Source organism: Solirubrobacter soli DSM 22325 (assembly GCF_000423665.1).
In the GTDB taxonomy this organism is placed as follows: Bacteria; Actinomycetota; Thermoleophilia; order Solirubrobacterales; family Solirubrobacteraceae; genus Solirubrobacter; species Solirubrobacter soli.
This window is the reverse complement of the sequence record NZ_KE384070.1, coordinates 523,022-538,841: the sequence shown is the minus strand read 5'-3', so window position 1 is coordinate 538,841 and position 15,820 is coordinate 523,022. Positions and strand designations below refer to the sequence as shown.

Here is a 15,820-nt window from a genome sequence, read left to right as displayed (position 1 = left end):
CGTACGCTAGTGCCTGATGCCCGACGCAAGCCAGCTCGGTCCGCAGCAGCGCCACGAGGCGCTCGAACGGCTGGCGGCCGAGGTCTTCGACGTCGTCGTGATCGGCGGCGGGGCCACCGGCGCCGGCTGCGCGCTCGACGCGGCGACGCGCGGCCTGAACGTGGCGTTGGTCGAGGCGCGCGACTTCGCCGCGGGCACGTCGTCGCGCAGCTCCAAGCTCGTCCACGGCGGCCTGCGCTACCTCGAGCAGCGCGACTTCGGGCTGGTGCGCGAGGCGCTGCGCGAGCGCGGGCTGCTGCTCAACGTGCTCGCGCCGCACCTCGTCACGCCCGTGCCGTTCCTGCTGCCGCTGACCGAGCACTGGGAGCGCGCCTACATCGGCGCGGGCCTCGCGCTCTACGACACGCTCGGCGGGCACGGGGGTCTCCCCCGCCACCGCCACCTCACGCGCAGAGGCGCGCTGAAGATCGCGCCCGCCTTGAAGAAGGACGCCCTCGTGGGCGCGATCCAGTACTACGACGCCAAGGTCGACGACGCCCGCCACACGCTCACCGTCGCCCGCACCGCGGCGGCGTTGGGCGCCGCGACGGTCTCCAACGCCCGCGTCGTCGGGTTCCTGCGCGAGGGCGAGCGGGTGACCGGGGTGCGCGTCCGCGACGAGCTCTCCGGCGGGACGCGCGAGGTCCGCTCGCGCGAGGTCGTCAACGCCACCGGCGTGTGGACCGACGACGTCCAGGACCTCGTGGGCGAGCGCGGCAAGTTCAAGGTCCGCGCGTCGAAGGGCATCCACCTGGTCGTCCCGCGCGACCGGCTGCAGCTCGACACCGGGCTGATCCTGCGCACCGAGACGAGCGTCCTGTTCGTGATCCCGTGGGGCCGGCACTGGATCGTCGGCACCACCGACACCGACTGGGCGCTCGACAAGGCGCACCCGGCGGCCTCTGCTACCGACATCGACTACGTCCTGGACACCGTCAACCAGGTGCTCAATCAGCCGCTGACGCGCGAGGACGTCGAGGGCGTCTACGCCGGCCTGCGCCCGCTGCTGACCGGCGAGTCCGAGTCGACGTCCAAGCTCTCGCGCGAGCACACGGTCGCCGTCCCCGTGCCTGGGCTGGTGGCGGTCGCGGGCGGCAAGTACACGACCTATCGCGTGATGGCGCGCGACGCGATCGACGCCGTCGCCCGCGGCCTCGACCGCGCGGTCCCGCCCTCCGCCACCCACGTCACGCCGCTGCTCGGCGCCGACGGCTTCCAGGCGATGTGGAACCGCCGCGAGCGACTCAGTTCCGACGTTCACGTCGCCCGCATCGAGCACCTGCTGCGCCGCTACGGCACACGGATCGAGGACCTGCTGGCGATGATCGCCGAGCGCCCCGAGCTGGGCGAGCCGCTGCCGGGCGCGGACGACTACCTGCGCGTCGAGGTCCGTTACGCGTGCACCCACGAGGGCGCGCTGCACCTCGACGACGTCCTCACCCGCCGCACGCGGATCTCGATCGAGACCTGGGACCGAGGCCTGGAGGCCTCGGAGCCGGCGGCGCTCCTGATGGCCGAGGTGCTCGGCTGGGACGACATCACGACCGCGGCCGAGATCGAGATCTACCGCGAGCGCGTCGCCGCCGAACGCCGCTCCCAGGAGCAGCCCGACGACCACGCCGCCGACCTCGAGCGCACCTCCGCCCCGGACATCCTCGCCGTTCCTAAAGGGGCCTGACCCCTTTAAGTAGGAGGCGCCGCGGGACGGGCGGGGGGTCGCGGAACGTCCGGAGGGGCATGATCCGGCCACTGCTCGGGGCGCTGGCGCTGTTGGCCGTCGCCGCGCCCGCTGCCTCCGCGTCCGACGCGCAGATCTTCGCCACCAACAACACCGCGGTGATCACCGACCCCGCCGATCCGCGGCTCAAGGACGACCTGAAGGGCTTCGCGCGCCAGGTCGAGCGCATCATCGACGACGGCGGCGGCGCACCGCGAGGCTCCGAACTGCTCGACGGCGTGTTCTCGGACGGAACGACCACCACGTTCGAGCGCTCCCGCAGGTTCGACGTCGACCACGTCGACGACGACGAGTTGCACACGATCGCCGACACGATCCGCGCCCGCTTCGCGCAGCAGTCGGTGCTGACGTTCGACAAGGATGCCGAGGAGGTCGACGGCGTGCTGCTCGACGTGCCGCGCGTGACGGCGAGCGCACTGCGCCAGGGCCTGCTCGACGACGCCCAGGCGCGCGAGCGGCTGTTCGGCGGCTCGGTCACGCAGGACCAGCACCTGCTGCTCGTCGCCTCGCTCGAGGACGCCGACCTCGCCCGAGCGTTCGCCAAGAAGATCGGCGGTGATGTCAGACGGGCGAAGATCAAGTACGGCCGGCGCGAGTTCGTGAACGCGCCGCTGCAGGTGCGGGTCGAGCGCGGGACGCTGGTGGTCTCCGGCTCGGCCGACGACGACGCGATCTCCGTCCTGCGGCGTGGCGGGCGGATCGAGGTGACGCTCAACGGCAAGACCTTCCCCGCCCGCAAGGCCGAGCGGGTGCGGATCGACGGCGGCGACGGCAACGACACGCTCGCGCTCGAGGGTGCGAGCGCGGTGGCCGCGGGCGACCACGTCCGCGTCGGCGACGCCGACATCGACGGCGTCGAGATCCTGCAGCTCACCGGGTCCGACGTGTTCGTCGGCGACCTCTCGGCCACGGATGCCTTCCAGGTCGACGCCAAGGCGCCCAAGCTGCGCGTCGCGGGGTCCGACGGCGACGACCAGATCTCGGTCTCCTCCTTCGGCGTGCTCGGTCCGACCTTCGTGCGCCCGGACGGCGTCCAGGACCTGACCGTCGACGGCCGCGGCGGCGATGACATCGTCAGCGCCTCCTCCGCCACGCTCGGCGTGACGCTGATCGGCGGCCCCGGTGACAACGTGCTTATCGGCGGGCCGCTCGCCGATCGCCTGATCGGCGGCCCCGGCTTCGACGACGTCAGCGGCGGCAAGGGCGACGACGTCGTCGCGATGGGCGGCGACTTCGACCGCTTCACCTACAAGCCCGGCGACGGCGCCGACCGCGTCGACGGCGGCGCGAGCCGCGACTCGCTCTCCTTCACCGCCACCAACGAGAACGACGACTACACGATGGCCGCCGAGGGTCGCTCCGTCCGCTTCGCCGGCCTGCTGCTCGACGACGTCGAGGAGCTCGACCCCGTGCTCGGCGCCGGGGACGACACGCTGGCCGTCGGCGATCTCTCGCGCACGGGCGTCGAGCTCGTCGACGTCAGCCTCGCCGGCCTCCCGATCACCCCGCTCGGAGACCGCTTCGCCGACCGCGTGACCGTGACCGGCACGAACCGCGCCGACGCGTTCAAGCTGACCGGCACCCGCCTGACCGGCCTTCCGTGGACGGTCAACATCTCCCACCCGGAGCCCACCGACACCCTCGCGATCACCGGCGCAGGCGGGAAGGACACCCTCGACGCACCGCCGCAGAACGCGATCGGCGTGTCGTTCACGGACTAGCCGCGGACCGCCTTCACGATGTCACGGATCGCCCGGCTGGACTCGGCCGCATCGGTCGGGTCCTCGACGAGCGAGGCGTGCGTGGAGCCGGGGACGGTGCGGTGGACGGTGGTGCTCGACAGCCGTGCGAGGTCGTCCTGTTGCGCCGCCCAGTTCGGCCTCGAGCCACGGGCGGCGGTGACGACGGCCAGCGGGCGGTCGCCGAGCGTTCTCAGCTCGGCCGCGCGGTCGAGCTCGGCCGGCATCTCCTCGATGTCGCGCACGAGCTGCGTGGCCTGGGTCGTCGGCTCGCCCTCCTTGGGATCGAGCAGGAGCCGCCCGAGACCCGTGCGTGCCAGCGTGGGCACGATGGCCAGCAGACGGTCCGTGTGGGCGAAGACGTTGGTCTGGTGGGGGTGCATCGAGTCCAGCAGCACGATGCCACCCACCTCGCCGGAGTAGCGGCGGGCGTAGTCCAGCGCGAGGACGCCCCCCAGCGAGTGCCCGGAGAGCACGTACGGGCCGGGGACGTGGGCGCGTTCGAGCAGGGCGTGCAGGTCGCGGGCCGGGTCGGCGCCGCCCGCGGGAGCCGCGTCGCTCCTCCCGTGACCTGCGCGGTCGTAGACGCAGACGGTCGTGGTGCGCGCGACGTCGGGGGCGATCAACCGCGCCATCGCGGACGCGGGTTCGCCCAGGCCGGGCTCGAGCACGACCGTCGGGCTGCCCGAGCCGGTGCAGCGAATGCTCAGCCGGCGGCCGCCGCCGATGTCGACGAGCCGGGATCCGGCCTGTGCCACGGCCGGGTCGGTCGCCGTGCGCAGCGTCTCGTAGCCACCGCCGGCGGCCGCCAGCGCAAGCACGGCGAACACGGGGTACAGCAGCCAACGGCCGCGCCGCGCGCGCACGACCATCCACGCCACGAGCGCCAGGAGCAACGGCGGCCAGATCCACCCGAGCGCTGACATCACCGCAGGCTCCGGCGCGAGGATGATCAGCAATGCGCCGGTGATGGCCATCGCGGCGGCCGGGACCCTCGCCCACGGCTCCGAGAGCGCCGCCAGCAGCGCCCAGCCAACGGCGAAGCCGAGCAGCAGCGCCCCGGTGATGATGGCCTCGCGGCCGCCCGCGAACGGCCCGGCCACGAGCGCCGCCGCGGCGGCGAGTCCGGTCAGCAGCGAGCCGGCGACGATCGCCGCCGGGCGTCGCCGCGCGCTGGTCGGCCGTTCGCGCGCGAGGTCGTACTCGGCGCCGGCCGTCGTCTGTGCATGCAGCATCCTGCGGTCCTTTCGGGCAGCGTGTCGGGACCCCGCGGTGCGGGGGTGAGCGGTCGGGCGGTGCTCAGGCCGCGAGGCGGAAGCGCTCGCGGTAGGCGGCGGGGCTCACGCCCACCCGCCGGTGAAAGGCGCGGCGCAACACCTCGGCGCTGGAGAACCCGGCGGCGCGAGCGACGGACTCCAGCGACTGGGCGCCGTCCTCGAGCAGGTCGCGGGCGCGTTCGACGCGCAGCGCCTCGACGTAGGCCGCCGGGGTCTGGCCGACTTCGGCCCGGAAGGCGCGAGCGAACGAGCGCTCGCTGAGGCCGGCGCGATCGGCCAGCGCCGCGACCGAGAGATCCTCGTCGAGATGGCCGGCGATCCACGCCTGCAACTCGCGCAGCGCCGGCCGCGAGGCCTGCTGGACCGACAGGGCGCCGCTGAACTGCGACTGGCCGCCCGGGCGCTTGAAGAACACGACCAACAGGCGCGCCACCGTCAGCGCCACCTCCGCCCCGAGGTCCTCTTCGACCAGGGCCAGCGCGAGGTCGATCCCGGCGGTCACCCCGGCCGAGGTCCAGACGTCGCCGTCGCGGACGAACACGGGGTCGGGGTCGATGTCGATCTCGGGGTAGCGTTGCGCCAGGACCGCGCAGTAGTTCCAGTGGGTCGTCGCGCGGCGTCCGTCCAGCAGACCGGCCGCCGCCAGCAGGTAGGAGCCGGTGCAGATCGACGTCGTGCGCCGCGCGCGGCGCGAGGCCCGCGCGATCCAGTCCACGAGCGCGGGGTCGTCGCCCGCCCGGCGGGCGCCCTCGCCGCCGGCCACCACGAGCGTGTCGATGCGCGGCGGCGGCTCCGGCAACGGATCGACACCGAGCCTGAGGCCGTTGCTCATCGTGATCTGGCCGCCGTGGGTGGGCCCGACCACGTCGATGCGGTAGGTCCCGGGCGCCTGGTCGTTGGCGTCGCAGAAGACCTCGATCGGACCCATCACGTCCAGCGACTGGACGCCGTCGACGGCGAGGACGAGGACTCGGCGGATCGGTGGCATGCGGACAATCCTGCCACCGACACGCCGTGGCGCCTAGGACCGATATCCCACGATTTCTGCCAGCGTCAGCGGACGCGGACGACGGTCTCGCCGAGCACGAGCACGTCGCCGCGCCGGAGCCGTGCCCGCCGCACCAGCCGCCCGTTGAGCAGCGTCCCGTTGCAGGAGTCGAGATCGCGGATCAGGCAGAGCCCCGCCCGGACCGCGATCTCGGCGTGCCTGCGGGAGACGGCGTCGTCGCCGTCGAGGATCACGTCGACGCCGGAGCCGCGGCCGAGCACCCAGCGGCCGCGGTCGCCGATCGGCCACTCGCGATCGCCCGCGACGAGGGAGCGGACCGGCGGGGCGGGACGCCACCAGCGCTTGGGAAGGTCCCAGAGCGCGTCGTCGATGCGCCCGCCGAGCACCCACTCGGCGCGCGACTCGAGCGTGGCCGTGCTCAGATGGCCGGCACCATAGGCGTCGCGGAGGGCGCGGAGCGCTCGCTCGGGAGGCTGCACCCGCGCATCGTCTCACCTGGGAGCACCACAAGGCCACTCTGGTCCTTGTCGTGACGGTCCGCCTGCTCGCCCTCGACGGGGTAGCCCTCGCGGACGTAGTACTCGAAGCCGCCGAGCATCTCCTTGACGTCGTCGCGGCCGAACCCGGCGATCTTCGCGCACGCCTTCGTCGCGGCGTTGCAGCCAGGGCCCCAGCAGTAGACGACGAGCGGACCGTCTGGGAGCGCCTCGGCCGTCATCGTGCGGTGGGGCAACGAGATCGCGCCCGGCAGGTGGGCGGCGGCGTACGCGGCGGGGGAGCGGGCGTCGATCAGGGTGAAGTCGGCGGAGCCGTCCAAGAGGGCGGCGCCGACGTCGTCGGCGTCGGTCTCGTGCTGCAGGCGCTGGGCGAAGTAGTTCATGGCGCACAGCGTCCAGGAGTTCCCGACATCCGACCAGTGGCCTGAATGACGACATGCGTCAAGATCTGGCCACATGACCGTCCCGCCCGCCCCCGCCGCCGCGCCGGCTCGCCACGCGTCGACGCGCGAGCTCGCGCCGCCGCATCGCGTCGTCGCGCTCGCCGCCTTCGGCGTCGCGCCGTTCGAGCTCGGCTGCGTGGTCGAGGTGTTCGGCCTGCGCCGGCCGGAGCTCGACGTCCCGTGGTGGTACGAGCTGCGAGTCGCGGCGGAGATCCCGGGGCCGCTGCCCGCGACCGCGGGCGGGTTCTCCTTCTACGTCGAGCATGGGCTCGAGGCACTGGACGATGCCGACACGATCATCGTGCCCGGCTGGCACGGCGAGCCGTCAGAGGAGGTCGTCGACGCGGTGCGGGCGGCCCACGAACGGGGCGCGCGGCTGGTGTCGATCTGCAGCGGGGTGTTCCTCATCGCCGCGACGGGCCTGCTCGACGGCCGGGAGGCGGCGACGCACTGGCGCTACGCCGCGCGGCTGGCCGAGTTGCACCCGCGCGTCCGGGTCAACGCCGACGTGCTCTACGTCGACAACGGGAGCGTGCTGACGTCGGCGGGCAGCGCCGCGGGGATCGACCTGTGCCTGCACATCGTGCGCCGCGACCACGGCAGCGCGGTCGCCAACTCGGTCGCGCGGCGGCTGGTGATCCCGCCGCACCGCGACGGCGGGCAGGCCCAGCTGATCGAGCTGCCGATGCCCGCCCATCCCGACGACGATCCGATCGCCGGCGTGATGGCGTGGGCGCTGGAGCGCCTCGACGACCCGCTCGACCTGGACACGCTCGCGGCCCGCGCGTACATGAGCGTCCGCACGTTCACCCGGCGCTTCCGCAAGGCGACCGGGACCACGCCCGGCCGTTGGCTGCTCGAGCAGCGCGTGCGCGCGAGCCTGGTGCTGCTGGAGACGTCGGACGCGTCGATCGAGACCGTCGCCGGCTCGGTCGGTTTCGCCAGTGCGGCGACCTTCAGACATCACTTCGCGGCGATCATGCACACATCGCCAACCGCCTATCGGCGCGCGTTCTACGCCGCCTCGGCGTAGGTCGCGAGGCGCGCGCGGCCGCGGTGCAGGCGGCTCATCACGGTGCCGACGGGGATCTGCAGGTGGGTGGCGGCCTCGGTGTAGCCCAGGCCGGCGACGTCGACGGCGGCGACGACCTCGCGCTGCGGCTGCGGGAGCGCGCGGATCGCGTCGATCACCTCGCGGGTGTGCAGGATCTCGACGGGCTCGCCGCCGGCGGGGGCGACGAGGCGGGTGTCCTCCGGCTCCAGCGGGGCGAGGACCGGGCGGCGGTCGCGGGTCCGCAGCGACGAGACGTGCGTGTTGCGCAGCGCCTGGTGCAGGTACGGGCCGGGGCCGGCGGGACCGACCGTGCGCGGCTTGGCGAGCACCTTGAGCAGCGTGTCCTGCACCAGGTCCTCCGCGTCCTCGCGATTGCGGGTCATGCCACGAGCGGCGCGGCGCAGCGAATCGATGTGGACCGGGAGCGTCTCGGGGCGGAGTTCGGAGGCCATGCGATGAGACTCCCGATTCGGCCCCGTTCCCCATATGGGGGACCTCCCCTGAATCGACCCTGAACTTCCTTAAAGGGTCAGACCCCTTAACATGGCAAACGACCGCGCAGAGCCAAATCGCATGTTGAGGGGTCTGACCCTTTAGGTTGGGCGGGTGCGCGTTTGCGTACCTCGAAGAGGGATGAGGGCCGCATGGGGGCGGCCCTTCGGGGGCGCGACCTTGATGGCATGTTCCGTCTCGCCCTCGCCGTCATCGCCCTGCGTCTCGTCGATGACCGCTTCCACCTCGTCGGCGGCCTCGTCCCGCTCGCGCTGCTCGCCCTGCTGGCCTGGCGCGCTCCGCGGATGCGTCCGGGGGCGCGGGGGACGATCGCGATCGTCGTCGGCATCCTGGGCCTGGCCACGGGCGTCGATGCCGTCTACTACACCCGCGAGCTCGGGCTCGGCGCGGGTGACGTCACGGGCTGGCTGGCGCTCGCGGCCGGCGCCGTGCTGATCGGTGACGGCGCGCGCACGCTGTTCGCCGCGCGGCGGACGGATCGCTGGCGCCACCCGCGCCGCGCGGCGCTCGCCGTCGGCGGCCTCGTCGGTGCGGCGGTGGTCCTCATGCCGATCACGATCGGGTACGTGGAGACCCACGTGGCCCGCGCCGTCGTGCCCGCCGACCAGCTCGGGGTGCCGCATGAGACGGTGACGTTCGAGACCGCGGACGGCCTGACGCTCGAGGGCTGGTACATCCCGTCCCGCAACGGCGCCGCCGTGATCGCGTTCCCGGGCCGCAAGGGCCCGCAGCGACAGGCCCGGATGCTCGCGCGGCACGGCTACGGCGTGCTGCTGTTCGACCGCCGCGGCGAGGGCCGCAGCGAGGGCGACCCGAACGCCTGGGGCTGGGGCGGCGACGAGGACATCAAGGCCGCGGTCCGCTACCTGAAGCGACGCGGGGACGTCGACCCGGCACGCATCGGCGGCATCGGCCTGTCGGTGGGCGGCGAGCTGATGCTCGAGGCCGCCGCCGAGGACACCGGACTCGCCGCCGTCGTCTCCGAGGGCGCCGGCGCGCGCACGATGCGCGAGGAGATCGACACGGATGGCCTCTCCGGTGTGGACCGTCTGCTGGGGCGCGTGAGCTACGGGCTGCGCGACGCGACCGTGGCGATCAGCACCGGCCACACGCCACCCACGCACCTCAAGGCGCTCGTGCCGCGGATCGCTCCGCGCCCGCTCCTGCTGATCGCGGACCCGAAGAGCCCGAACGGCGAGACCCTCAACCGCCTCTACATCCAACGGGCGGGCGAGCCGAAGGCGCTCTGGGAGATCCCCGGCGCCGGGCACGTCAACGGCATCGCGACCCACGCGACGGAGTACGAGCGCCGGGTCGCCGGGTTCTTCGACCGGAGCCTTTAACGACAAGAGCGCCCGCCGCACCGGAGTGCGACGGGCGCCCGCAACGCAAGTGGTCTAGATCGCCGTGACGTTTACGGCGTTCGGGCCCTTCGGGCCGTTCTCGGCCTCGAAGGAGACCTTCGCGCCCTCAGCGAGGGTGCGGAAGCCGTTGCTGTTGATGCCGGTGTGATGGACGAACAGGTCCTTCCCACCGTCATCGGGCGTGATAAAGCCGAAGCCCTTCTCGTCGCTGAACCACTTGACGGTTCCGGTTGCCATGTGCTTCGTGTCCTCCACGGGTATGTGTGCTGCGAACGCGGAGGAGCCGATGTAGCAACTTGCGGGCGCTGGCACTACATGACCGAATCCCTTTGATCCGGCCCTTACCCGAGGGATTTTACAGAGTGTGCGGCCAGATTTGTAGCCAGGTCGAGAATCTGGATCGGAGCCTTCGGATAACCACACCCCGGCACGGGAGCCTGCTCCGTTTCTCTGACCGGCTGACCCCGGGAATATTCACGGCAATGGCTCCCCTGATCTCCTCCCCCGCCACCGTCAGTTACGGCGCCCAGCTCAACTTCGAGACCCTCACGGACGAGGCTTCTCTTCGCTTTCAGCCGCTTCAGGACACGCTGCTTCGCGTGATCGACGGCGTTGCGGAGCTGCGCTTCGACGGTGAGGAGCATCTCTTGGGCCCGGGCGGCGAGGCCATCGTGCCCGCCGGCTACCACCACACGCTCTGCGCCGTGTCCGGCCAGGCGCGCATCGTCACGGGCTTCCGCGCCGCGCGCTTCTAAGCCGAGACCGACTCCACGAGGGCGTCCCAGCCCTCGCGCAGCCGCTCGGCCGACCAGCCCAGTCCGGCGCGCAGGCGCACATGCTGCAGCGGCGCGAAGATCGCGAGCAGCGCCTCCGCGGTGAACTGCGCGTCGAGGTGGGGAGCAGCCTCGCGCAGCAGGATCGCCAGGTGCGTCGTGTACAGCGCGTAGACGGCCGAGCCGTCCTTCGGTGACGGCGCGGCGGCGACCATCAGGTCGGCGTGCGTCTCGAGCAGCTCGAGATAGCCCGCGCCGAACGCCTTCAGGCGCTCGCGGGCCGGCGCACCCGGCCCGAGCGGCGGCGGCCCGGAGATCAGCGCGTTCTGGAAGTCCCGCGTCTGCTCGTCGAGCAGCGCGAACGCGAGCCCGGCACGGTCGCCGAAGCGCCGGTACAGCGTTCCGGTGCCCACCGACGCGGCACGCGCGACGGCGTCCATCGACATGCACTCGATGCCCTGCTCGGCGACGAGCGCTCCCGCCGCCTCGAGGATCCGCGCACGGTTGCGCGCGGCATCCGCCCGCTCCTTCTGCCCGGGCGTGGGCTGGATGAGCGGGAGCTCAAGCATCACGCGACCGCCTCGCGATGCCCGAAACCCGGGCATGATGCCGCCGCAGCCGCCGGCCGGGCCCGATCATGAGGCTTCGACGGGCGCGGTGACCTCGCGGACGAGGTCGCCGAGCAGGTCCTTGAACCGCTGGGTGAGCTCCGGGTCGGCAAGGGCGTCCTCGCCCTCGACGAAGGCGTAGTCGGCCATCCCGACGGGCAGCTCGGACTCGAGCACGTGGGCGCCGGAGGCCTTCATCGTCTTGCGAACCTCAGCCTGGGCCCAGACCGCGCCGAACAGGCCGGTGCTGGCGCCGACGACCGCGGTCGGCTTGTAGCGCAGGACGTTCTCGGGGAACGGCCGCGAAGCCCAATCGATCGCGTTCTTGAGCGCACCCGGCAGCGAGGCGTTGTACTCCGGCGTCGCGATCAGCAACGCATCGGCGCCCTCGACCGCCTCGAAGAACGCGCGCACCGCAGCGGGCGGCGTCGTCTCGAGGTCCTCGTCGAAGGCGGGCAGGGTCGCGAGGCCGTCCCACTCCACGAACTCCACCTCGGGCGGGAGCAGCGCGCTCGCCGCCCGGAGGAGCTTGCGGTTGTGGGATCCTCGGCGGAGGCTGCCGGAGATGCCGAGGATCCGCACCGGACTAGGCCTGCTGGACGAGCGCGATGTCGACCGTCAGCGTCACGTCGTTGGCGAGCGCGTCGCCACCCGACGGAAGCGGCATGTTCCAGTTCAGGCCGAAGTCGGTGCGGTCGATCGTGACCTCGAGCTGCAGGTGCGCGCGGGTGTTGCCGAACGCGTCGACCGACGGAGCCTGCCACGTGCCCGCCGCGGTGACCGGCTTGGTCACGCCGCGCAGCGTCAGGTCGCCCGCGACCGTGGCCGTGCCGTCGTCGGAGAGGTCGACGTCGGTCGAGGTGAAGTCGACCGTCGGGTGGTTCTCGACGTCGAAGAAGTCGGGGCTCAGGACGTGCGCGCGGAACTGCTCGGGCGAGACGATCGAGATCGACTCGACCTTCGCGGAGCCCTCGAGCTTGCCGTCGGCGAGCGTCGCGCTGACCTCACCAAGCGTGCCGCGGAAGATCGAGACGTTCTGGTACTTGACCGCGAAGCCAAAAGAAGAATGGACCGGATCGGCGTTGAAGGTGCCGGGGAGCGCGGTGGTGGTGCTCATGGGGTGGTGCCCTCCAGTAGGTGTTGCTGACCTGTAACCGGAGGGGGTTCCGGTTACGCCTCGACCACTGTAGCGCAACCGATTTCAGATGCAACTATCGCGCCAGCAGCTCCGAGAGGCCGGTGATCTCCATCGCCTGCCGTACCGGCCCCTCACCCGCGCTGATCTCCAACCTCACGTTGCTCGCCCGCAGCGTCGAACGCAGCTCGAGCAGCCCACCGAGGCCGGCGCTGTCGATGAACTCGACGGCGGTCAGGTCCAGCCGGAGCTTCTCTACGTCGTCGTCCACGGCCCCGGTGACCGCCGAGCGCAGCTCGTCGGCGGTCGACAGATCGATCTCCCCCGTGGCCACGACCGTGGCGGTGTTCCCCTCACGCGTGGTGCGGATCTTCAGCTCGTCGTCCATTCGAGCCGTGCCGGTACCCGTGAGCCCGTAGCTTCAACCAGAGATACAGTGCGTCCATGGCTCACGAGCACCATTCCGAGCTGTCGGAGACGCAGGTCCGCGTGCGGGCGCTCGAGAGCGTCCTGATGGAGAAAGGGCTCGTCGATCCGGCCGCGCTGGACGCGCTGATCGAGACCTATGAGACGAAGGTCGGCCCGCACAACGGGGCGCGCGTCGTCGCCCGCGCGTGGGTCGATGACGAGTACCGCGCCCGCCTGTTCGAGGACGCGACGGCCGCGATCGCCGACCTCGGCTACATCGGCCGCCAGGGCGAGCACATGGTCGCCCTGGAGAACACGCCCGCGGTCCACAACATGGTGGTCTGCACGCTGTGCTCGTGCTACCCGTGGCCCGTGCTCGGCCTGCCGCCGGTCTGGTACAAGAGCGCGCCGTACCGGTCGCGGGCGGTGAGCGAGCCACGCGCCGTGCTCGCCGACTTCGGCGTCACGCTGGGCGACGACGTCGAGGTCCGCGTCTGGGACTCGACCGCCGAGGTGCGCTATCTGGTGGTGCCGATGCGCCCACCCGGGACCGAGGACTGGGACGAGGAGCGCCTCGCCGGGCTGGTGACCCGCGACGCGATGATCGGCACGGGCGTGCTGTGAACGGCGCGCACGACATGGGCGGCGCGCACGGCTTCGGGCCGGTCGTCCCCGAGCCTGACGAGCCGTGGTTCCACGGCGAGTGGGAGCGGCGTGTGTTCGCGATGGTCCTGGCGATGGGCGCGGGCGGCAAGTGGAACATCGACGCCTCGCGCTTCGCCCGCGAGGACCGTCCGCCGGCGGAGTACCTGGGGATGACCTACTACGAGCTGTGGCTCGCCGGCCTCGAACGGCTGCTCGCCGAGCGCGGCTATCCGGACAAGGTCCTGGGCGCGGAGGACGTCGCGCCGATGCTCGCCCGCGGCGGGCCGGCCACGCGCGAGTCGGACCGCCCGGCGCGCTTCGCGGTCGGCGACCGCGTCCGCACCCGCAATACGCACCCGCACACCCACACCCGCCTCCCCCGCTATGCCCGCGACAAGGTCGGCACGGTCGAGCTCGTCCACGGCACCCACGTCTTCCCCGACAGCAACCCCCAGTTCGCGGGCGAGGACCCGCAGTGGCTCTACACCGTGCGCTTCACGGCGCAGGAGCTGTGGGGGCGCGACTCGGCCGACTCGGTGACGATCGACGCGTTCGAGCCGTACCTGTCACCCGCATGAACAGCTTCGACGAGCCCTGGCAGGCGCAGACGTTCGCGCTCGTCGTCGCGCTGAACGAGCGCGGCGTGTTCACCTGGAACGAGTGGACCGAGGCGGTCGCCGCCGCGCCCGAGGACGGGTACTACGAGCGCTGGCTGGCGACCCTCGAACGCGTTCTGTCCGCCCGCGGACTGGTCTCGGACACCCAGCTGGAGCGATATCGAGGCGCATGGCAGCATGCGGCGGAGCGCACCCCGCACGGCACACCGATCGAACTCGACGAAACGGACTTCGCATGAGGCAGCGCACGGCGCGCACACCAGGCGCGGAAGCAGACACCGCAAAGCCCGCGCTCGCCGAGGCGACGCCGGTCGTCGCCGTCCTGTCCATGCAGCGCACCGCCGGGAACGCCAGCGTCGTCTCCTGGCTGGCACGCGAGGCGGCGGCGCCGACCCTGCCGGCGGCCGACGTCCTGACGACCCGGATCACGAACTGCATCGGCGTCTGGGAGACCAACCGCGGCGGCGACGCTCCCTCGCCCACGGAGTCGTCCCTGGACACGCTGGCGACCGTGAAGGCGAGCATGGCGACGATCGAGCAGGCGACGATGCCCTACGCGCTCGACGCGCTGCGCAAGTACGCCTCGCTGCGCAAGCTCGCCTCGCCCGAGCTGACCAAGGAGGAGATCAACGACGCGATCGCGCGCACGACCGCGGTCAAGACGTTGCTCGACGCGGTCAAGACCGCGGCGGACGCGGGCACCACCGCGGACGACTTCATCAAGGCCCAGCAGGGGACGATCACGCCGTCCGGGTTGAGCGACGACAACGTCAAGACGATGTTCTCCGGCGTCGAGCTGAAGAAGACGATCGACGAGAAGCACACCCACGTCGGCGAGGGCAAGGGCAAGGACAAGAAGACCGGCAAGTCGCTCGCCGAGGAGATCCCCGAGGCCGACCGGCTAGGGCTCGGCGTCGGCTCGCTGAGCGCCTACATCAAGGACCCGAAGAAGTGGGGCGAGAACCGCGCCGCGTGGCAGCGGCTGGCGGTCGACAACATGCCGGGCCAGGTGGGCGCGCGGGTCAACTCGGTCGCCACGTCAAGCGGCGGAACGGCTCTGGCCGGGCCGGTCGTCCGCTCGCGCGTCGACGCCGAGCTGGCCAAGGACCCGAAGCCGACCGAGGAGGAGCTGGTCAAGACCGTCGGGGCCAAGAACAACCCCAACGAGACCGGCTACGGCGACAACATCTGGGCCACGTATCACCGCTTGTATCCGTAGAGCGCGGCGTCCCAGTCTTCGACGAAGCCGGACTCGCGCACGATCTTGAACAGGCGGTCGATGTCCGGCTCCGGGAGGACGAGCGACGGGTGCTCGAGCGCGAACAGCACCCTTCCACCGCCGTCCAGGGGCGCGTGGTAGGTGGCCTGGAGGTCGAGCACGCCGGAGGCGATCACGCCGATGCGGTCCAGCGTGACGTCGTCGTCCAGGTCGGTCTCGGGCTCGTAGAGCGCCGGGAGGCCGTGCTCGTGCCCGTACGCGCCCAGCGCGCGGCCGGGCGCGACGACGGCGTCCGGGAACTCCTCCTCGTCCGCCCACCCCCACAGCCAGGTGTGGTCGTCGGTCGTGCCGAGCAGCGCGACCTTCATCGTGAGATCGTCGTCGAACTCGATCGTCCCGTTCTCGAGATCGACCTCCCAGCCGCGGTCGCCGACCACGTCGTAGGCGTGCAGCTGCTTCTCGAACGCGCGGATCGCGTAGCGGTCCACGTGCGGCTGGAGGCTCACTCGTCGAGCAGCCCGGGCGGCAGCGCCGACTCGGCGCTGCTCGTGACCTCGATCCCGATCAGCCGGCCGTAGAAGTCGAAGTGCAGGACCATCGACTCGAGCGCGGCCAGCCGGCCGGCGTCCTCGAGCTCGTCGAGGTGCACGGAGTCGCGCACCTCGCCGTCGGAGAGCGCGATGTAGGCACCGCCGTCGTCGTTGCGCGTGATCTGCATGGCGGCCAGAGTGTAAGTCGTGCG

At 71.9% G+C, this 15,820-nt stretch carries 21 protein-coding genes; 9 read left to right on the top strand and 12 right to left on the bottom strand.

Annotated features, from left to right (window positions below; translation table 11 throughout):
* Positions 1 to 16: 16 nt before the first annotated feature.
* Positions 17 to 1,717 (top strand): glycerol-3-phosphate dehydrogenase, encoded by a 1,701-nt coding sequence (gene glpD / locus G569_RS0135390; protein ID WP_028066919.1) that lies wholly within the window; start codon positions 17 to 19, stop codon positions 1,715 to 1,717.
* A 59-nt stretch (positions 1,718 to 1,776) separates the two neighbouring features.
* Complete coding sequence (locus G569_RS64935; protein WP_064750517.1) at positions 1,777 to 3,498, top strand: calcium-binding protein; 1,722 nt, start codon at positions 1,777 to 1,779, stop codon at positions 3,496 to 3,498.
* Here G569_RS64935 and G569_RS59665 read toward each other — a convergent pair.
* The 4 genes from G569_RS59665 to G569_RS54275 form a co-directional block, all read right to left on the bottom strand.
* A complete protein-coding gene (locus G569_RS59665; RefSeq protein WP_053227458.1) occupies positions 3,495 to 4,751 on the bottom strand; it encodes an alpha/beta fold hydrolase in 1,257 nt (418 codons plus the stop codon). The two genes, G569_RS64935 and G569_RS59665, sit on opposite strands and share 4 nt — an antisense overlap.
* A gap of 64 nt (positions 4,752 to 4,815) precedes the next feature.
* A complete protein-coding gene (locus G569_RS0135370; protein ID WP_084286059.1) occupies positions 4,816 to 5,781 on the bottom strand; it encodes a GlxA family transcriptional regulator in 966 nt (321 codons plus the stop codon).
* 65 nt (positions 5,782 to 5,846) lie between these two features.
* Positions 5,847 to 6,281 carry an FHA domain-containing protein gene (locus G569_RS59660; protein WP_053227457.1) on the bottom strand — a complete coding sequence of 145 codons (435 nt, stop codon included), beginning with the start codon at positions 6,279 to 6,281 and terminating at the stop codon, positions 5,847 to 5,849.
* Positions 6,221 to 6,682, bottom strand: a complete 462-nt coding sequence (locus G569_RS54275; protein ID WP_064750516.1) for a rhodanese-like domain-containing protein — start codon at positions 6,680 to 6,682, stop codon at positions 6,221 to 6,223. Before G569_RS54275 ends, G569_RS59660 begins: the two co-directional genes overlap by 61 nt.
* A gap of 73 nt (positions 6,683 to 6,755) precedes the next feature.
* Here G569_RS54275 and G569_RS54270 point away from each other — a divergent pair, with 73 nt between their 5' ends.
* Positions 6,756 to 7,775, top strand: coding sequence for a helix-turn-helix domain-containing protein (locus G569_RS54270; RefSeq protein WP_053227456.1), 1,020 nt, complete (start codon positions 6,756 to 6,758; stop codon positions 7,773 to 7,775).
* Here G569_RS54270 and G569_RS0135350 read toward each other — a convergent pair.
* Positions 7,757 to 8,248 (bottom strand): RNA polymerase sigma factor, encoded by a 492-nt coding sequence (locus G569_RS0135350; protein WP_037501236.1) that lies wholly within the window; start codon positions 8,246 to 8,248, stop codon positions 7,757 to 7,759. The two genes, G569_RS54270 and G569_RS0135350, sit on opposite strands and share 19 nt — an antisense overlap.
* Before the next feature lie 228 nt (positions 8,249 to 8,476).
* On the opposite strand from G569_RS0135350, the gene G569_RS59655 reads away from it, so the two are divergent.
* Positions 8,477 to 9,652, top strand: a complete 1,176-nt coding sequence (locus tag G569_RS59655; RefSeq protein ID WP_028066916.1) for an alpha/beta hydrolase — start codon at positions 8,477 to 8,479, stop codon at positions 9,650 to 9,652.
* 54 nt (positions 9,653 to 9,706) lie between these two features.
* Here the strand turns inward: G569_RS59655 and G569_RS0135340 are convergent, their stop codons facing one another.
* On the bottom strand, positions 9,707 to 9,910 hold the full coding sequence (locus tag G569_RS0135340) for a cold-shock protein (protein ID WP_028066915.1): 204 nt from the start codon (positions 9,908 to 9,910) through the stop codon (positions 9,707 to 9,709).
* 245 nt (positions 9,911 to 10,155) lie between these two features.
* Between G569_RS0135340 and G569_RS54260 the strand changes: the two genes are divergently transcribed.
* Entirely contained in the window at positions 10,156 to 10,428 is a 273-nt protein-coding gene (locus G569_RS54260; protein ID WP_037501233.1) for a cupin domain-containing protein, read from the top strand.
* Here the strand turns inward: G569_RS54260 and G569_RS0135330 are convergent.
* From G569_RS0135330 to G569_RS54250, 4 genes are all read right to left on the bottom strand, one after another.
* Positions 10,425 to 11,015: a TetR/AcrR family transcriptional regulator gene (locus G569_RS0135330; RefSeq protein WP_028066913.1), complete on the bottom strand. Its 591-nt coding sequence runs from the start codon at positions 11,013 to 11,015 to the stop codon at positions 10,425 to 10,427. The genes G569_RS54260 and G569_RS0135330 overlap by 4 nt on opposite strands.
* A gap of 66 nt (positions 11,016 to 11,081) precedes the next feature.
* Entirely contained in the window at positions 11,082 to 11,636 is a 555-nt protein-coding gene (locus G569_RS54255; protein WP_037501229.1) for an NADPH-dependent FMN reductase, read from the bottom strand.
* 4 nt (positions 11,637 to 11,640) lie between these two features.
* Positions 11,641 to 12,171 carry a YceI family protein gene (locus G569_RS0135320; protein ID WP_028066912.1) on the bottom strand — a complete coding sequence of 177 codons (531 nt, stop codon included), beginning with the start codon at positions 12,169 to 12,171 and terminating at the stop codon, positions 11,641 to 11,643.
* A gap of 94 nt (positions 12,172 to 12,265) precedes the next feature.
* Positions 12,266 to 12,577 (bottom strand): STAS domain-containing protein, encoded by a 312-nt coding sequence (locus tag G569_RS54250; RefSeq protein WP_053227455.1) that lies wholly within the window; start codon positions 12,575 to 12,577, stop codon positions 12,266 to 12,268.
* 56 nt (positions 12,578 to 12,633) lie between these two features.
* Between G569_RS54250 and nthA the strand changes: the two genes are divergently transcribed.
* Genes nthA through G569_RS0135295 form a run of 4 tightly spaced genes read left to right on the top strand, consistent with a single transcriptional unit; the run spans position 12,634 to position 15,078 of the window.
* Positions 12,634 to 13,221, top strand: coding sequence for a nitrile hydratase subunit alpha (gene nthA, locus G569_RS0135310; RefSeq protein WP_028066911.1), 588 nt, complete (start codon positions 12,634 to 12,636; stop codon positions 13,219 to 13,221).
* On the top strand, positions 13,218 to 13,820 hold the full coding sequence (locus tag G569_RS0135305; protein ID WP_028066910.1) for a nitrile hydratase subunit beta: 603 nt from the start codon (positions 13,218 to 13,220) through the stop codon (positions 13,818 to 13,820). Before nthA ends, G569_RS0135305 begins: the two co-directional genes overlap by 4 nt.
* On the top strand, positions 13,817 to 14,098 hold the full coding sequence (locus G569_RS54245) for a nitrile hydratase accessory protein (RefSeq protein WP_053227454.1): 282 nt from the start codon (positions 13,817 to 13,819) through the stop codon (positions 14,096 to 14,098). The genes G569_RS0135305 and G569_RS54245 overlap by 4 nt, the downstream gene beginning before the upstream one ends.
* Complete coding sequence (locus tag G569_RS0135295; RefSeq protein ID WP_028066909.1) at positions 14,095 to 15,078, top strand: hypothetical protein; 984 nt, start codon at positions 14,095 to 14,097, stop codon at positions 15,076 to 15,078. The genes G569_RS54245 and G569_RS0135295 overlap by 4 nt, the downstream gene beginning before the upstream one ends.
* Here G569_RS0135295 and G569_RS0135290 read toward each other — a convergent pair.
* The gene (locus G569_RS0135290) at positions 15,060 to 15,584 is read right to left on the bottom strand and encodes a DUF6882 domain-containing protein (protein ID WP_028066908.1); all 525 of its coding nucleotides are present in this window, start codon (positions 15,582 to 15,584) and stop codon (positions 15,060 to 15,062) included. The two genes, G569_RS0135295 and G569_RS0135290, sit on opposite strands and share 19 nt — an antisense overlap.
* Entirely contained in the window at positions 15,581 to 15,796 is a 216-nt protein-coding gene (locus G569_RS0135285; protein WP_028066907.1) for a DUF2283 domain-containing protein, read from the bottom strand. Before G569_RS0135285 ends, G569_RS0135290 begins: the two co-directional genes overlap by 4 nt.
* Positions 15,797 to 15,820 lie beyond the last annotated feature (24 nt).

What these genes read in the sequence shown, in the direction of transcription:
- glpD (WP_028066919.1), top strand. Translation starts at nt 17, where the DNA reads ATGCCCGACGCAAGCCAGCTCGGTCCGCAGCAGCGCCACGAGGCGCTC.
- G569_RS64935 (WP_064750517.1), top strand. Translation starts at nt 1,777, where the DNA reads ATGATCCGGCCACTGCTCGGGGCGCTGGCGCTGTTGGCCGTCGCCGCG.
- G569_RS59665 (WP_053227458.1), bottom strand. Translation starts at nt 4,751, where the DNA reads ATGCTGCATGCACAGACGACGGCCGGCGCCGAGTACGACCTCGCGCGC.
- G569_RS0135370 (WP_084286059.1), bottom strand. Translation starts at nt 5,781, where the DNA reads ATGCCACCGATCCGCCGAGTCCTCGTCCTCGCCGTCGACGGCGTCCAG.
- G569_RS54275 (WP_064750516.1), bottom strand. Translation starts at nt 6,682, where the DNA reads ATGAACTACTTCGCCCAGCGCCTGCAGCACGAGACCGACGCCGACGAC.
- G569_RS54270 (WP_053227456.1), top strand. Translation starts at nt 6,756, where the DNA reads ATGACCGTCCCGCCCGCCCCCGCCGCCGCGCCGGCTCGCCACGCGTCG.
- G569_RS0135350 (WP_037501236.1), bottom strand. Translation starts at nt 8,248, where the DNA reads ATGGCCTCCGAACTCCGCCCCGAGACGCTCCCGGTCCACATCGATTCG.
- G569_RS59655 (WP_028066916.1), top strand. Translation starts at nt 8,477, where the DNA reads ATGTTCCGTCTCGCCCTCGCCGTCATCGCCCTGCGTCTCGTCGATGAC.
- G569_RS0135340 (WP_028066915.1), bottom strand. Translation starts at nt 9,910, where the DNA reads ATGGCAACCGGAACCGTCAAGTGGTTCAGCGACGAGAAGGGCTTCGGC.
- G569_RS54260 (WP_037501233.1), top strand. Translation starts at nt 10,156, where the DNA reads ATGGCTCCCCTGATCTCCTCCCCCGCCACCGTCAGTTACGGCGCCCAG.
- G569_RS0135330 (WP_028066913.1), bottom strand. Translation starts at nt 11,015, where the DNA reads ATGCTTGAGCTCCCGCTCATCCAGCCCACGCCCGGGCAGAAGGAGCGG.
- G569_RS0135320 (WP_028066912.1), bottom strand. Translation starts at nt 12,171, where the DNA reads ATGAGCACCACCACCGCGCTCCCCGGCACCTTCAACGCCGATCCGGTC.
- G569_RS54250 (WP_053227455.1), bottom strand. Translation starts at nt 12,577, where the DNA reads ATGGACGACGAGCTGAAGATCCGCACCACGCGTGAGGGGAACACCGCC.
- nthA (WP_028066911.1), top strand. Translation starts at nt 12,634, where the DNA reads ATGGCTCACGAGCACCATTCCGAGCTGTCGGAGACGCAGGTCCGCGTG.
- G569_RS54245 (WP_053227454.1), top strand. Translation starts at nt 13,817, where the DNA reads ATGAACAGCTTCGACGAGCCCTGGCAGGCGCAGACGTTCGCGCTCGTC.
- G569_RS0135295 (WP_028066909.1), top strand. Translation starts at nt 14,095, where the DNA reads ATGAGGCAGCGCACGGCGCGCACACCAGGCGCGGAAGCAGACACCGCA.
- G569_RS0135285 (WP_028066907.1), bottom strand. Translation starts at nt 15,796, where the DNA reads ATGCAGATCACGCGCAACGACGACGGCGGTGCCTACATCGCGCTCTCC.